The organism is Ruegeria sp. E5 (assembly GCF_056534105.1).
The window spans coordinates 389,194-402,880 of sequence record NZ_JBQFPA010000001.1; the positions used below are offsets into that span (position 1 = coordinate 389,194).

Sequence of the window (13,687 nt, forward strand, 5' to 3'; positions counted from 1 at the left end):
CGGATTAAGTTGCGCGAAGAATAGACTTGCGAAAATCACCTGAACAGAGGCAATATTTCAAATCAGTTTTGCAAAAATGCAAAGGGTAGAGCATGACGCCGAATTGGGATGATTTGCGGGTTTTCCTGGCGGTCGCGCGCGATGAAAGCCTTTCGGGTGCGGGGCGGGTTCTCAAGATAGACCCGGCGACAGTCGGGCGCAGAATCGCGCGGCTCGAAGCGGCATTGGACGCGGTGTTGTTCACGAAATCACAGCAGGGCTATGTGTTGACGACTGCAGGACAACGCCTGATGGAGCATGGGCTGCAGGCGGAAGAAGCTATGCGCGCAGCGACTGGTGTCATGTCAGGCTCTGCCAAATCGCTAAGCGGTCAGATCCGAATTGGTGCTCCGGATGGTAGTGCCAATTACCTGTTGCCACAGGTCTGCGCCAAGATCAGCGATGCCAATCCTGATCTCGACATTCAGATCCTGGCGTTGCCGCGCATCATCAACCTATCCCGGCGAGAGGCCGACATGGCGGTAACAGTCAGTGCGCCCACCGCAGGGAAACTGCTGGTGCAGAAGATATCCGACTATCGGCTGCATATGGTCGCAACGAAGGAATACCTGAGTCGTCACGCCGAAATTCGATCCATCGAGGATCTAAAAGGGCATCGGATGATAGGCTATATTCCGGACATGATTTTCGACCGCGAGCTGGACTATCTCAACGACATCGGTGTTGAACGTGTCGCGCTTGCATCAAACTCTGTTTCCGTTCAGCTGCGACAAGTTTCGCTGGGAACAGGGGTCTGCGTGGCACATGATTTCACATTGCCGTTTCATCGGGGATTGCAGAAAATCCTGACGGATCAGGTCAGTCTGACCCGGGGGTTCTATCTGGTCCGCCATCAAGGCGATCAGCGCAATGAGCGATTGAACCGCTTTGCCGAGGCGTTGACGCGCGGAATACGGGACGAAGTAGCGCGGCTTGAGCGCGAAGCTTCACCTTGACACATTCACACATTCCGGCAACGCTTTGGAAAACAGTACGTAATTCCGGAGGTTTTCGCTTATGCTTGTACAGGCCATTCTCAAATCAAAGGCCAGCGGCGGTGTGGAGACGGTCGAGCCAACGGCATCCGTTTCTCAGGCTGCCGAGATTCTTGCGGAAAAGCGGATTGGTACTGTGGTCATTTCCGAGGATGGGGGGCAGACGGCAGCGGGCATTTTATCCGAACGAGACATTGTTCGCGAGTTGGCTGCCAGCGGCAGCGGATGCTTGGATAAACCCGTTAGCAACTATATGACCAAGCAACTTGTGACCGCCAGCCAGCAGGATACTGTTGAGTCTATCCTGTCCCAGATGACCGAAGGACGATTTCGCCACATGCCTGTATTGGAAGATGGCAAACTGGTCGGCATCGTTACGCTGGGTGATGCGGTCAAGGCGCAACTGGCTGAACTTGCTATGGAAAAAGACGCGCTTGAGGGCATGATCATGGGGCACTGAACGCGGGGGCTGTTTCAGCCTCTTGCACCTGCGGCAAAGTTATGTTTGCTTGCGCAGAAATATTGTTGCGCTGGAGAGCCCAATGCGGGTTGGATTATATCCCGGTACTTTCGACCCTATCACCATGGGTCATATAGACATTATTCGCCGCGCGGCTGCGCTGGTGGATAAGCTCGTCATTGGTGTTGCTATCAACCGGGACAAGGGCCCGCTGTTTTCTTTGGAAGAGCGTGTCGCGATGATCGAGGCCGAATGCGCCCATCTAACCGAGCAGACTGGCACTGAGATTGTCGCGCATCCGTTTGAAAACCTGCTGATCGATTGCGCCCGCGATGTAGGCGCTCAGATCATCGTGCGCGGACTGCGTGCGGTTGCGGATTTCGAGTATGAATTCCAGATGGTTGGGATGAATCGCGCGTTGGACGACTCGATTGAGACCGTGTTCTTGATGGCAGAGGCACGGCATCAAGCCATTGCGTCGAAACTGGTCAAAGAAATCGCCAGATTGAACGGGGACGTGTCAAAATTCGTCACGCCCCGCGTCAATTCCGCCTTGAAAGAGCGGTTAGGATAGCGCGCCCATCGCGGCGGCAGTGTCCAGCATCCGGTTCGAGAAGCCCCATTCGTTGTCGTACCATGCAAGCACACGAACCAATGTGCCGTCAGTTACTTTGGTTTCAGCCAGTGAAACCGTCGAGCTATGCGAGTCGTGGTTGAAATCGATCGAGATCAAGGGGCGATTCTCGGCCGCCAGCACACTGGGGATTTTGGCGGCGGCTTCTACAAAGAGGGCATTGACCTCTTCTTCGGTCGTCGGTCGCGAAACCTCAGCAACCAGATCAACGACTGAGACATTGGGCGTGGGGACACGAATGGCTTGCCCGGTCAACTTACCAGCAAGCTGCGGCAATACCAGACCCACTGCAGACGCCGCGCCGGTTGTCGTGGGAATCATCGACAGTGCTGCTGCGCGCGACAAGTAGGGGTCTTTGCCCGCAGTGTCGTGAACCGGTTGGCTCGCCGTATAGGCATGAACGGTTGTCATGTTGCCGTGTTTGATGCCAAGCCCTGCGTCCAATGCTGCGGCCACGGGCGATAGGCAGTTGGTGGTGCACGAGGCATTGGAAACAACGATATCGTCGGCGGTTAGCTCATGATCGTTCACGCCGAACACGACTGTCTTCACGCCGCCGTCGCCACGGGCAGGGGCCGAGATCAATACTTTCTTTGATCCGTTTTTCAGGTGCCGCTCAGCTGCTTCACGGGTCCGGAAAACACCGGTGCATTCCAGAACCACATCCACATCAGACCAGTCCAGTGCTTCGGGATCACGCTCGCTGGTCAGCCGGATGGGCCCAGCACCCACATCCAGACCTGCATCAGTCAGAGTTACGGGTTTGGAATAGCGTCCATGCACACTGTCGAACTCGAACAGATGTGCGTTCATTTCGGGCTTTGCCAGATCGTTGATTGCGATGATTTCAACATCAGTACGTCCGGATTCCATGACGGCCCGAAGAACGCCGCGCCCTATCCGTCCAAATCCATTGATTGCCAGCTTGAGTGTCATAATGCGCTCCGTCAGAACATGGTCCATAGATGGTTAGCGCTAACAAAGCCAGATTGGCGCGAAAGTCAAGAAAAACCTCTGTCAGCGCCAGAAGGCGAGCCAATCCAGGAAATCGTAGAGCTTCTTGCCCAGGAACAGCAGGTGTTCGGTGCCGAATAGTGCCACGTCCAGCATCAGACCGCCCAGAATTAGGATTCCAAGCCAGATGGCGATTTGATTTGTCATTTCTGCACCCTGAACGTAAATGCCCGCTCAGATAACCTGAGCGGGCATAAAGGTACAAGCGATGTGCGAAGGGTCAGTTAAGGCGGCCCATCGCGACGGCGACATCCGCCATACGCACCGAGAATCCCCATTCGTTGTCATACCATGCCAATACGCGCACCATTCGGTTGTCGACAACTCGGGTCTGATCCGGCGCAAAGATCGAGCTTTCTTCGGTGTGGTTGAAATCGGTCGAAACCAGCGGCGCAGGCTCATACCCTAGAACGCGCTGCATCGGGCCTTTCGCTGCCTCTTCGACGATGGCGTTGACCTCTTCGACAGTGACGTCGCGCGAGGCGCGGAATGATAGATCAACGGCCGAGACGTTTGGAGTGGGCACGCGGATGGCCGAGCCGTCCAGGCGCCCTTTGAGGTTCGGCAGAACCTCTCCCAGTGCTGCAGCGGCGCCAGTGGACGTCGGGATCATCGACATGGCGGCAGCGCGGGCGCGATAAAGATCGCTGTGGCGACGGTCCAGCGTCGGTTGGTCGCCGGTATAGGCGTGAATCGTGGTCATGATGCCATGCTCGATGCCGATACCTTCGTCCAGAACTTTGGCAAGCGGAGCAAGGCAGTTGGTGGTGCAAGAACCGTTCGACACCATGTTGTCGTTTGCAGTCAGGCTGTTGTGGTTCACACCAAATACGATGGTCTTGTCGACATTCTTGCCAGGGGCCGATAGCAGAACCTTGCCTGCGCCGCGCTCAAGATGGGTTTTAGCCTTCAGGCCGTCGTTGAATTTACCGGTGCATTCCAGAACGACATCGCAGCCTTCCCAGTCCAGCTCGTTCATATCGTAGGTCGAGAACATCTCCATCGGGCCGCGACCCAGATCCATGGTGTTGCCTTCGACCGAGACGTCGCGTGGGAAACGTCCATGGATGCTGTCGTATTTCAACAGATGCGCCGAGGTTTCCAGCGGGCCGGTGGCGTTGACCTTGATCACTTCGATGTCGTTGCGCGCCGATGCGGCGATGTGCGACAGAGTACAGCGGCCGATGCGGCCAAAACCATTGATACCGACCTTGATGGTCATCCGACGTCTCCAAAAATGCGCTTGCGTTGCAGGCCATATAGCCGCGAATATTGAATCTCAAAAGGGCAAAAATGGCATATTTTTAAGGTGTTAGCGCAAACCTGCGCCGATTGCGCTAACGCTTGCGCTAGCCGTTGGATCAGGTAGGGTCCGATCGAACAGATGAATGGAAAGGAAGCGCGATGAGTGGTCTGTTGGCCCTGTTGGACGACGTGGCGGGCATTGCAAAGGTCGCGGCGGCTTCGGTGGACGATGTGGTGGCCGCTGCCGGCAAGGCTGGGGCCAAGACTGCGGGTGTGATCATTGACGATGCGGCCGTGACGCCCAAATACGTTCAGGGTTTTGCCCCGGCGCGGGAACTGCCGATCATCTGGCGCATCGCGCGCGGATCAATTTTCAACAAGATCATTCTGTTGTTGCCGGTTGCCTTGCTACTCGCCAATTTTGCGCCTTGGTTGATCACACCGCTGCTTATGCTCGGTGGTTCATATCTGTGTTTCGAGGGGGCCGAGAAGATTTTTCACGTCCTGTTTCCACATGGGAGCCATGCGATAGACGAAGATATGAAAAATCCCGATCCCGGCCATCTGGAAGAAAAGAAGGTGAAGGGTGCGATCAAGACTGACTTTATCCTGTCTGCTGAAATCATGACCATCGCTTTGGCGGCCATTGAAGCGCCGAATGTGTGGATGCAAGCCGCGACGCTGGCCGTGGTGGGCGTTGGGGTCACCGTCGCCGTTTATGGCTCGGTCGCTCTGATCGTGAAAATGGATGATGTCGGCCTGTATTTGGCGCAAAACGCTCCGACGCCGATAGGGCGCGGAACGGGAAGGGGCCTAGTCAAAGCGATGCCCGTTGTCATGAAAGTTCTATCTATCGTTGGTACTGCTGCGATGCTGTGGGTCGGCGGGTCGATCATGATCCACGGTATGGAGGTCCTGGGCTTTGGCTGGCTGGGCCATCACATTTACGACTGGGCAAATGCTGCGAGTCATGCTGTGTCTGAACAATGGGCAGGCGCGGTAAAGTGGATCGCGAAGGCGACAATGGATGGTGTATTCGGTCTGGCCTATGGGCTGGCGCTGATACCGGTGGCAACCAAGCTGCTGTCCCCCGCGATCAGCGCGATTTCGGGATCTGCGAATAAACACTGAAATCAGGATCATGTGACGTGAGGTTTCATCTGGCACAACGGTAAGAGCGGGGTAAGTTCCATTTGAAGCATACCCGGTGTGAGATCGATGACTAAACTCAGCCTTTCCCAAGTCCTTGCCAGTTCAGATCGGTTGAACGGGATGCTGCAGTTTCCGGTGCCGCCAAACTGGATGCAAGGCCGCACAACATATGGCGGCTTCTCGTCTGCCTTGCTGCTGGCTGCTGCGAGAAATGCGGTCGATGTTCTGCCGCCATTACGCTCGGCCCTGATCAATTTTACCGCGCCCATCGGTTCACCTCCGCTGATCGAAACCGAGGTGCTTCGCAATGGGCGGAATGTCACAACGATCAATACACGAGCAAGGATTGAGGGGAATACAGCCGCGCTTGGGACATTTACGTTTGGCAAGGCACAGGAAAGCCATGTGGCGTTCGAACATCCGGCTAAGGCAGAGATACAGCCAGAGATCACAGAACACTATTTCCCGCCAGATTTGCCAAAACTTCCCATCGCATTTCTTGAGAACTTCGACGTTCGGTTGATCGACGGGGCGCGGCCATTTGCTGGTGCAGAGCGTGGCTATGTGAAGGTTTGGGCGCGCCATAATGATGCCGACATGCGCGATAGGATCGAAGGGTTGATCGCAATTGCGGACCTATTGCCACCGGCCATATTCCCGACATTGAAGAAGCCGGGAAACAACTCGTCAATGAACTGGATTTTCAACGTGCTGTCCGAGGATATTCATACTCGCGATGGATGGTGGTTGATGGAACATCAATTGACAGCTGGACATGACGGCTACAGCTCTCAGGTCATGCGGATGTGGAACACCGATGGTGATCTAATTGTCGATGGTATGCAGTCAGTAATAATTTTCGTCTAAAAAAAAAGGCCCCGGTTTTAACCGAGGCCTTCTGACTTATTTGGGTAGGTTCAACCCAGCAGTTCTTTGACCTTGGCGACTGTTGCCTCGGTCGTGATGCCGAAGTGCTTGTAGAGCTCTCCGGCGGGTGCCGACGCACCAAAGCTGGACATGCCGATGAACCCGGCTTTGGCCTCGCGACCACGCTCGCCCAGAAGCCAACGGTCCCAGCCTCCGGCGCGAACCGCAGCCTCGATACCGACGCGGACGGCTCCCGCAGGTAGTACGCGCTTGCGGCAGGCTTCGTCTTGTTCGGCAAACAGCTCCATACAGGGCATGGAAACGACCCGAGTGCCGATGCCTTCGGCCTCAAGTATTGCTTTAGCTTCCATCGCCAGCGAAACCTCGGAACCTGTGGCAATCAGAATCGCCTGACGCTTGTTTTCTGCGTCAGCCAATACATAAGCGCCTTGCGCGGTCAGGTTTTTGGCTTTGTGCTGGGTCCGAACAGTTGGCACGCCTTGACGGGTCAGCGACAGGACTGAGGGGCTATCCTTGAAGGTCAGCGCCAATTCCCAGGCTTCGGCGGTCTCAATCGTATCGGCTGGGCGGAACACATAAGTGTTCGGCGTCGCGCGTGAGATCGCCAGATGTTCCACCGGTTGGTGCGTCGGACCGTCTTCGCCCAGACCAATCGAGTCGTGGGTCATCACAAACACCGTCGGGATCTTCATAAGTGCAGCCAAACGCATCGAGGGCCGCGCATAGTCGGTGAAGGCCATGAACGTACCGCCATACGGGCGAATGCCACCATGCAGCGCCATACCGTTCATAGCAGCGGCCATACCGTGTTCACGAATGCCGTAATGGATATACCGACCCTTGCGGTTTTCCGGAAGGAACACGCCCATATCAGCCGATTTGGTGTTGTTCGATCCAGTCAGGTCAGCCGAGCCGCCAATGGTTTCGGGCATGATCGGGTTAACGACATTCAACACCTTCTCTGAAGAGGCGCGTGTGGCCAGCTTTGGCTGGTCTTCCGACATCTGTTTCTTGAACGACCGGATGGCGCCGGCCAGCTTCTTTGGCGCCTCAAACGCATAGGCGCGGTTGAATTCGGCTTGTTTACGTTCGGAGACTTGCGCAAAACGCTCCTCCCACGCTGCGCGCTCGGCTTTGCCACGTGCACCAATGGCCTCCCAAGCGGCTTTGACCTCAGCAGGGATGACGAACGCATCATGCGGCCAGTCATATGCTTCTTTGGCGGCGTTCAACTGATCCTGATCGGTCAGAGCGCCATGGCCTTTTGAAGTGTCCTGCGCCGCGTGACCCAGTGCAATGTGGCTTTCACAAGCAATCATCGTCGGTTTGTTCGACTTCTTCGCCTGCACGATGGCCGCATCGATGGCCTTGGGGTCGTGGCCGTCAATCTCAAGCACATGCCAGCCCGAGGCCGCAAAACGGCGCACCTGATCGGTGCGGTCGGCGATGTCGACTGTGCCGTCGATGGTGATGTTGTTGTTATCCCAGAAGACGATCAGTTTGCTTAGCTCGTGGCGACCGGCCAAAGTGATCGCCTCTTGGCTGACGCCTTCCATCAGGCAGCCGTCGCCCGCAATCACGTAGGTATAGTGATCAACGATCTTCTTGCCATAATGCGCACGCTGAATTTCCTCGGCCATCGCAAAGCCAACGGCATTCGAAATGCCCTGACCCAAAGGTCCGGTAGTGGTTTCGACACCATCGATCAGGAAGTTCTCGGGGTGCCCGGCAGTTTTGGCGCCCAATTGACGGAAGTTCTTGATCTCTTCCAGCGTAACATCGCCATGACCGGTGAGATACAGCAGCGAATAGACCAGCATCGAACCGTGACCCGCCGATAGGATGAACCGATCGCGGTCCGGCCAGTTCGGGGCAGTGGCGTCGAATTTGAGGTGCTTTTCGAACAATACGGTCGCAACATCGGCCATGCCCATCGGCATACCGGAATGGCCGGAATTGGCGGCGGCGACAGCGTCGAGGGTCAGGGTGCGGATGGCCGCAGCCTTGTCCCAGTGTTCGGGGTTGGCATTGCGCAGCGCAGTCAGGTCCACGGGCGTAGTTCCTTTGGTTTACGGGCAGATGGGCGCTGAATACCATCCGATTGTCAAAGTGCAAGCAGAACCGCGTGGCACACCGAATTGGCGCTTCAAGAGCGGTGTGCAAGTGGTTGAAACCAAACAGTGGGTATTTTCTGTCGCATTCCGTTAGACTAGGGCTGAGCGCCGCCGCTTTTGATTCGGGTAGGCGAATATCAGAACGAACCTTGATAAAGAGGTGACACAGGCATGAGTCAGATCGAAGAACTACAACGCCGTATTATCACCGCGATGGAGCGGATCGGTAATGGTGTCGAGGCCTTGCACGATGCTGGATCCGCAGCCGGTGATGACACGTCGCTGCGAACGGCGCTTGAAGAAGAGCGGGTGGCCAATGCCCAGCTTGAGGAACGGCTGAAAACGATCAAAGAGAGACACGCGCAAGAGATTGACGCGCTGCGTGCGCAACCGGCACCGAGTTCGGAAGTGGATGCGCTGCGTGCGCAATTGGCCGAGGCGACCTCTCAGCTCGCCACGGTTGAGGCTGCGCGGGCCGAGTTGGCGGATGCCAAGGCTGCGCTTGAAAACACGGACGAAGTCGAGGGCTTGAAGGCTGAGATTGAGACTCTGCGATCACATCAGGGCGCCGCAGAAGAGGCCAATACGTTGCGCGCGCAGGTCGAGAAACTGACCCCAATCGCGGATCGCGCGGAAGAGATGGAGGCCGAATTGGCGCGTCTGCGGGCTGAACTGGTCGATAGCGAGCGGTTAACCGAACTCAATGCCGAGCTTGAGATGCTGCGCGCGGAACGGGCTAGCCATGGGGCCGCGATGTCCCGGTTGGATGATGATTTGCAACGGCTTCGCAATGCAAACGATCAGCTCCGGAGCGCTGTCGATGAATTACGCGCCGCCGCAGAGGACGGTGTCACGGATGCTGACATGCTGAACCGGGCCACGACAGCCGAATTAGAAGCCATACGTGCCGCGCGCGCGTCGGACGCAGCCGAAGCGCATGCGGTCCTGGCTCGACTTGAGCCATTGCTAAGTCATGCCAATCTGGCCGAGGGAGAGGTGGAATAATGCCCGAAGTAACCATTCATATCGGTGGCCGCGGCTTTGATGTCTCGTGCCAGGACGGTGAAGAACCGTTTCTGCAAGCGGCAGCCAGACTGCTGGATGATGAGGCTCAGGTTTTGTCGGACCAGATCGGACGTATGCCGGAATCGCGGATGCTGCTGATGGCGGGACTCATGTTGGCAGACAAGGCAGCCGCGCATGAAGATCGCATGAAACTGGCCGAGGCCAAGCTGGTTGAATTGGAGACCGAATTGAAGCGGCTCCGCAGCCAACCGCAGCCGGAACCTGAACGGATCGAGGTCGCGGTAGTGCCGCCATCTGTCACGGATACGCTGGCTGAAATGGCGGCGCGCGCCGAAGCCCTGGCGGCAGTCATTGAAGAAAGGACGGCCTAATGCCGATCGCCCGAATGGCCTTTTGCGCGGCCGTCGTCTCGCTGACTGGCACGATGGCAAAGGCCGATATCGACATTCTGTCCGTGACGTTTATCTGTGAAAACAACACGCAAGTGCCGGTGTCCTACTTTAACGCCTCAAATGGCGATGGGGCGGCTGCGATGATGATCGATGATCAGTTGATCCCCATGAAACAGGTTCCAAGCGGTTCGGGCATCCGGTATGAATCCGTCGGAGGGGCAGGGACATACACCCTGCGCTCCAAGGGGTGGGATGCCACGATCAGCCATCAGGCCGAAGGCGACACAGCCCCGGAACTCGTATTGTTCAAGGACTGTAGCAGCCGATAGCTTACGCGTTTGCTTCGCGGATTTTGTCCGCAGCGTCTTTGTTGTAGCCCACACTGTTTTCATCGAACAGTGTGTCTAGCTCGCCCGACAGCGTCATTTCAGTGATAATGTCGCAACCGCCGACAAACTCGCCTTTGACATAAAGCTGAGGCACGGTTGGCCAGTCGGAGTAGTCCTTGATGCCCTGGCGCACAGCTTCGTCAGCCAGAACGTTTACGTCGGTGTATTCGACGCCCATGTAATTCAGAACACCGGCCACCCGGGATGAGAACCCGCACTGCGGCATCTCTTTGGTGCCTTTCATGTAAAGCACCACATCGTTGGCTTTGACGGTTTCGTCGATCTGGGTCTTAACGTCGCTCATCTTGCTTTTCCTTTTCATCCGCTTGCGCGGCGGTCGTTCGGTTATCGGGCAGTTCAGGTGCCCATCCTTCTTCTTCAAGCCGCCGGTGTTCTGCTTGTGCAAGCGTCACCGGATCAAGCCCGTATCGTTCAATTCCCCCAACCTTGCTAAGCGTATCGGGGTCAGGGCGCATATCCGACAGTTTTCGTTTTCTGTTGCGTTTGACATAGGCTTCGATGAGGGCGGCGACAACTATCAATGCACCAAGAAGAGATATCCAGAAGGGCCAGCCACTCATCTTTTCAAAGCCACTTAGGCGCTTTTTTGAAAGTAGTTCTGTGTCATTCAGGTACCTTCGTCGTCAACGCCAGCGCGTGCAATTCCCCATCAGATCCATCCATCTTGCCTTTCAGCGCAGCGTAAACCGCACGCTGTTGCTGAACGCGGTTTTTGCCGCGAAAGCTTTCGTCCACGACCATGGCGGACATGTGCACGCCATCGCTGCCACCAACCTGAATTTCCGCATTGGGAAAGCTTTCGCGCAGCAGGGTTTCAATCTCGTGGGCGCTCATCGGCATGTAGGTTCACTCCTGTAGGTCTTTCCCAAGATGTAGAGTGATGGGAGCGGGCGTGCAAGATGTCGAGCATTTTTCAGATACGCGAATCCCGCGCCTATGGAAGACGCGAGAATTCTGGAATTCGGAAGAGACGATTTATCAGGCGACCGCGGCGGCAAAGCTCTGACGGAAGGTCTCGGTCAGTTCTGCCAAAGGAGCTTCGGAATTGCCGATCTTCACGCTGTCACCGGTAAATCGACCAACCGAGACCAGCGGGACACCGGCCTGACCGGCAGCGATCATCAGCGCCTCGGCTTGATCGAAGTTGCACGCCACAAGATAACGGGCCTGGTCTTCGCCGAATAGGAACTCGGATGATGCATCATCCAGGCAAACGCCGACGCCTGCAGCTTCAGCAAGTTCAAACGCAGCCAGTGCAAGGCCGCCATCGCTAAGATCGGTACATGCTTTGATCATCTCGCGATTGGCACGGATGAATTCCCCGTTGCGCGCCTCTGCAGCCAGATTAACATGCGGCGCGTCTCCGTCCTCGCGGTTGAATACCTCGGCCAGCAGGGCGGACTGACCCATATGGCCGTTGGTTTCGCCGATGACCAGCGCAACATGGCCATCCCGAACTTCGTTTCCGATTATCTCGTCGCTATGAGCAAGAAGACCAACCGCGCCGATGGTGGGGGTTGGCAGGATCGCCTGGCCGTCAGTCTCGTTATAAAGCGAGACGTTGCCCGACACGATGGGCATATCCAGCGCACCAACGGCGGCACCGATACCTTGGATCGCGCCGACGAACTGACCCATGATCTCGGGCTTTTCGGGGTTCCCGAAGTTCAGGTTGTCTGTGGTGGCAAGTGGTTTGGCCCCCACGGCGGTCAGGTTGCGATAGGCCTCGGCCACCGCTTGTTTGCCGCCTTCCACCGGGTTTGCACGGACATAGCGTGGGGTTACGTCGCTGGTAAAGGCTAGCACCTTGTCGGTGCCATGTACGCGGACCATGCCAGCGCCCAGACCCGGCGTGCGAGTTGAATCCGCCATGACCATGGTGTCGTATTGCTCATAGACCCATTGTTTGCCTGCGTAATTGGGTGAAGAGAGCAGGGCGCGCAGACCGTCGATCGGATCGATCTGTGGTACGTCTTCCAGTGGCGCGGACTCAGGGGTCGGTTCCCACGGGCGGTCGTATTCAGGCGCGGTCGAGGACAGTTTAGACAGGACCAGATCGGCTTTGATCTCACCATTGTGCATGATCAGGAAACGGTCTTCGGCAATGGTTTCGCCTACGATGGCAAAATCGAGGTCCCATTTTTCGAACACGGCGCGGGCCTCGGCCTCAAGCTCAGGTTTGAGGACCATCAGCATCCGTTCCTGAGATTCCGACAGCATCATTTCATAGGCTGTCATGTTCTCTTCGCGCTGCGGGACATTCTCGAGGTCCAAACGCACACCCAGACCACCTTTGTCGCCCATCTCTACAGCCGAGCAGGTCAAGCCCGCTGCGCCCATGTCCTGGATCGAGATCACGGCACCGGTCTGCATCAGTTCCAGCGTTGCTTCCATCAGGCGCTTTTCGGTGAAGGGGTCGCCGACCTGAACGGTGGGGCGCTTTTCTTCGATGGTGTCATCGAATTCGGCCGATGCCATGGTTGCTCCGCCCACACCGTCACGACCGGTTTTTGCGCCCAGATAGACGACGGGCATCCCAACGCCCGAAGCGGCCGAGTAGAAAATCTTGTCACTGTCAGCCAGACCAGCGGCAAACGCGTTCACAAGGCAGTTGCCGTTATAGGCCGGGTGGAACCGAACTTCGCCACCCACGCAAGGCACACCGAAGCAGTTGCCGTAGCCGCCAATCCCCTCGACCACTCCGTTCACCAATTGGCGCGTCTTATGGTGGCCCGGCTCGCCAAAGGACAGTGCGTTCATCGAGGCGATGGGCCGTGCGCCCATGGTGAAAACATCCCGCAGGATGCCGCCCACGCCGGTCGCCGCGCCCTGATAAGGTTCGATATACGAAGGGTGGTTGTGGCTTTCCATCTTGAACACCACGGCCTGGCCGTCGCCGATATCGACGACACCCGCATTCTCGCCTGGGCCGCAGATGACCTGAGGGCCAGAGGTCGGAAGGGTGCGCAACCATTTCTTGGACGACTTATAAGAACAATGCTCGTTCCACATCGCTGAAAAGATGCCAAGCTCGGTAAAGGTCGGCTCACGCCCGATGATCTCAAGGATCATGTCGTATTCCTCGGGCTTGAGCCCATGTGCGGCAATCAGATCGGGTGTGATGGCGGGCTCTTGCATCTTCTGTCCTGTGTCCATGTGGGCCGAGATTGCGGGCCTTTTAGGGCAATGGGCCGCTTGAGGAAAGGGCCAAACCCGCACAGGGGACATCGGGCAATAAAAAACGGAACCGGCCATAAGACCGGTTCCGATTTCAGAGGCGTGCTGATTTGGTTCAGCCAGCGGCTGAAACGTGTCGAA

Annotated in this window: 16 protein-coding genes; 8 read left to right on the forward strand and 8 right to left on the reverse strand. The window is 56.8% G+C overall.

Annotated elements, in window-relative coordinates:
- The first annotated feature begins 92 nt into the window (after positions 1 to 92).
- The 3 genes from ACR0BI_RS01975 (at position 93) to coaD (ending at position 2,068) form a co-directional block, all read left to right on the forward strand.
- Positions 93 to 995: a LysR family transcriptional regulator gene (locus ACR0BI_RS01975; protein ID WP_170405527.1), complete on the forward strand. Its 903-nt coding sequence runs from the start codon at positions 93 to 95 to the stop codon at positions 993 to 995.
- 61 nt (positions 996 to 1,056) lie between these two features.
- A complete protein-coding gene (locus ACR0BI_RS01980; RefSeq protein WP_170405529.1) occupies positions 1,057 to 1,494 on the forward strand; it encodes a CBS domain-containing protein in 438 nt (145 codons plus the stop codon).
- A gap of 82 nt (positions 1,495 to 1,576) precedes the next feature.
- Positions 1,577 to 2,068, forward strand: coding sequence for a pantetheine-phosphate adenylyltransferase (coaD, locus tag ACR0BI_RS01985; protein ID WP_170393190.1), 492 nt, complete (start codon positions 1,577 to 1,579; stop codon positions 2,066 to 2,068).
- Here coaD and gap (ACR0BI_RS01990) read toward each other — a convergent pair.
- From gap (ACR0BI_RS01990) to gap (ACR0BI_RS02000), 3 genes are all read right to left on the reverse strand, one after another.
- Entirely contained in the window at positions 2,060 to 3,064 is a 1,005-nt protein-coding gene (gene gap, locus ACR0BI_RS01990; protein ID WP_223118099.1) for a type I glyceraldehyde-3-phosphate dehydrogenase, read from the reverse strand. The genes coaD and gap (ACR0BI_RS01990) overlap by 9 nt on opposite strands.
- Positions 3,065 to 3,145: 81 nt before the next feature.
- Positions 3,146 to 3,289, reverse strand: a complete 144-nt coding sequence (locus ACR0BI_RS01995; RefSeq protein ID WP_010439846.1) for a hypothetical protein — start codon at positions 3,287 to 3,289, stop codon at positions 3,146 to 3,148.
- 73 nt (positions 3,290 to 3,362) lie between these two features.
- A complete protein-coding gene (gene gap, locus ACR0BI_RS02000; RefSeq protein WP_170393188.1) occupies positions 3,363 to 4,364 on the reverse strand; it encodes a type I glyceraldehyde-3-phosphate dehydrogenase in 1,002 nt (333 codons plus the stop codon).
- Positions 4,365 to 4,546: 182 nt separating this feature from the next.
- On the opposite strand from gap (ACR0BI_RS02000), the gene ACR0BI_RS02005 reads away from it, so the two are divergent.
- Together ACR0BI_RS02005 and ACR0BI_RS02010 are read left to right on the forward strand one after the other, a co-directional pair.
- Positions 4,547 to 5,518: a DUF808 domain-containing protein gene (locus tag ACR0BI_RS02005; protein ID WP_170393187.1), complete on the forward strand. Its 972-nt coding sequence runs from the start codon at positions 4,547 to 4,549 to the stop codon at positions 5,516 to 5,518.
- A gap of 87 nt (positions 5,519 to 5,605) precedes the next feature.
- Entirely contained in the window at positions 5,606 to 6,406 is an 801-nt protein-coding gene (locus ACR0BI_RS02010; protein ID WP_170510103.1) for a thioesterase family protein, read from the forward strand.
- A gap of 50 nt (positions 6,407 to 6,456) precedes the next feature.
- Here ACR0BI_RS02010 and tkt read toward each other — a convergent pair whose 3' ends face one another.
- Positions 6,457 to 8,478 carry a transketolase gene (gene tkt / locus ACR0BI_RS02015; RefSeq protein ID WP_480561547.1) on the reverse strand — a complete coding sequence of 674 codons (2,022 nt, stop codon included), beginning with the start codon at positions 8,476 to 8,478 and terminating at the stop codon, positions 6,457 to 6,459.
- 234 nt (positions 8,479 to 8,712) lie between these two features.
- On the opposite strand from tkt, the gene ACR0BI_RS02020 reads away from it, so the two are divergent.
- The 3 genes from ACR0BI_RS02020 to ACR0BI_RS02030 are packed head-to-tail and all read left to right on the forward strand — an operon-like array spanning position 8,713 to position 10,288.
- Positions 8,713 to 9,546, forward strand: a complete 834-nt coding sequence (locus ACR0BI_RS02020) for a coiled-coil domain-containing protein (RefSeq protein WP_170393184.1) — start codon at positions 8,713 to 8,715, stop codon at positions 9,544 to 9,546.
- The gene (locus ACR0BI_RS02025) at positions 9,546 to 9,938 is read left to right on the forward strand and encodes a cell division protein ZapA (protein WP_170393183.1); all 393 of its coding nucleotides are present in this window, start codon (positions 9,546 to 9,548) and stop codon (positions 9,936 to 9,938) included. The genes ACR0BI_RS02020 and ACR0BI_RS02025 overlap by 1 nt, the downstream gene beginning before the upstream one ends.
- A complete protein-coding gene (locus ACR0BI_RS02030) occupies positions 9,938 to 10,288 on the forward strand; it encodes an MliC family protein (protein WP_170393182.1) in 351 nt (116 codons plus the stop codon). The genes ACR0BI_RS02025 and ACR0BI_RS02030 overlap by 1 nt, the downstream gene beginning before the upstream one ends.
- A 1-nt stretch (position 10,289) precedes the next feature.
- Here ACR0BI_RS02030 and grxD read toward each other — a convergent pair whose 3' ends face one another.
- The 4 genes from grxD to purL all read right to left on the reverse strand — a co-directional run bounded on the left by grxD (position 10,290) and on the right by purL (position 13,507).
- Positions 10,290 to 10,652: a Grx4 family monothiol glutaredoxin gene (gene grxD, locus ACR0BI_RS02035; RefSeq protein ID WP_170393181.1), complete on the reverse strand. Its 363-nt coding sequence runs from the start codon at positions 10,650 to 10,652 to the stop codon at positions 10,290 to 10,292.
- On the reverse strand, positions 10,639 to 10,929 hold the full coding sequence (locus ACR0BI_RS02040) for a hypothetical protein (RefSeq protein WP_170393180.1): 291 nt from the start codon (positions 10,927 to 10,929) through the stop codon (positions 10,639 to 10,641). Before ACR0BI_RS02040 ends, grxD begins: the two co-directional genes overlap by 14 nt.
- A gap of 43 nt (positions 10,930 to 10,972) precedes the next feature.
- Positions 10,973 to 11,209, reverse strand: a complete 237-nt coding sequence (locus ACR0BI_RS02045; protein ID WP_170393179.1) for a BolA/IbaG family iron-sulfur metabolism protein — start codon at positions 11,207 to 11,209, stop codon at positions 10,973 to 10,975.
- A gap of 138 nt (positions 11,210 to 11,347) precedes the next feature.
- A complete protein-coding gene (gene purL, locus ACR0BI_RS02050) occupies positions 11,348 to 13,507 on the reverse strand; it encodes a phosphoribosylformylglycinamidine synthase subunit PurL (protein ID WP_170610483.1) in 2,160 nt (719 codons plus the stop codon).
- Between the last annotated feature and the right edge of the window lie 180 nt (positions 13,508 to 13,687).

Bases quoted from the DNA above. Each gene is read 5' to 3' on its own strand.
- ACR0BI_RS02025 (WP_170393183.1), top strand. From the start codon at position 9,546: ATGCCCGAAGTAACCATTCATATCGGTGGCCGCGGCTTTGATGTCTCG.
- grxD (WP_170393181.1), bottom strand. From the start codon at position 10,652: ATGAGCGACGTTAAGACCCAGATCGACGAAACCGTCAAAGCCAACGAT.
- ACR0BI_RS02030 (WP_170393182.1), top strand. From the start codon at position 9,938: ATGCCGATCGCCCGAATGGCCTTTTGCGCGGCCGTCGTCTCGCTGACT.
- coaD (WP_170393190.1), top strand. From the start codon at position 1,577: ATGCGGGTTGGATTATATCCCGGTACTTTCGACCCTATCACCATGGGT.
- gap (WP_223118099.1), bottom strand. From the start codon at position 3,064: ATGACACTCAAGCTGGCAATCAATGGATTTGGACGGATAGGGCGCGGC.
- ACR0BI_RS02045 (WP_170393179.1), bottom strand. From the start codon at position 11,209: ATGCCGATGAGCGCCCACGAGATTGAAACCCTGCTGCGCGAAAGCTTT.
- purL (WP_170610483.1), bottom strand. From the start codon at position 13,507: ATGCAAGAGCCCGCCATCACACCCGATCTGATTGCCGCACATGGGCTC.
- ACR0BI_RS01975 (WP_170405527.1), top strand. From the start codon at position 93: ATGACGCCGAATTGGGATGATTTGCGGGTTTTCCTGGCGGTCGCGCGC.
- ACR0BI_RS02040 (WP_170393180.1), bottom strand. From the start codon at position 10,929: ATGAGTGGCTGGCCCTTCTGGATATCTCTTCTTGGTGCATTGATAGTT.
- ACR0BI_RS02005 (WP_170393187.1), top strand. From the start codon at position 4,547: ATGAGTGGTCTGTTGGCCCTGTTGGACGACGTGGCGGGCATTGCAAAG.
- ACR0BI_RS02010 (WP_170510103.1), top strand. From the start codon at position 5,606: ATGACTAAACTCAGCCTTTCCCAAGTCCTTGCCAGTTCAGATCGGTTG.
- gap (WP_170393188.1), bottom strand. From the start codon at position 4,364: ATGACCATCAAGGTCGGTATCAATGGTTTTGGCCGCATCGGCCGCTGT.
- ACR0BI_RS01995 (WP_010439846.1), bottom strand. From the start codon at position 3,289: ATGACAAATCAAATCGCCATCTGGCTTGGAATCCTAATTCTGGGCGGT.
- ACR0BI_RS02020 (WP_170393184.1), top strand. From the start codon at position 8,713: ATGAGTCAGATCGAAGAACTACAACGCCGTATTATCACCGCGATGGAG.
- ACR0BI_RS01980 (WP_170405529.1), top strand. From the start codon at position 1,057: ATGCTTGTACAGGCCATTCTCAAATCAAAGGCCAGCGGCGGTGTGGAG.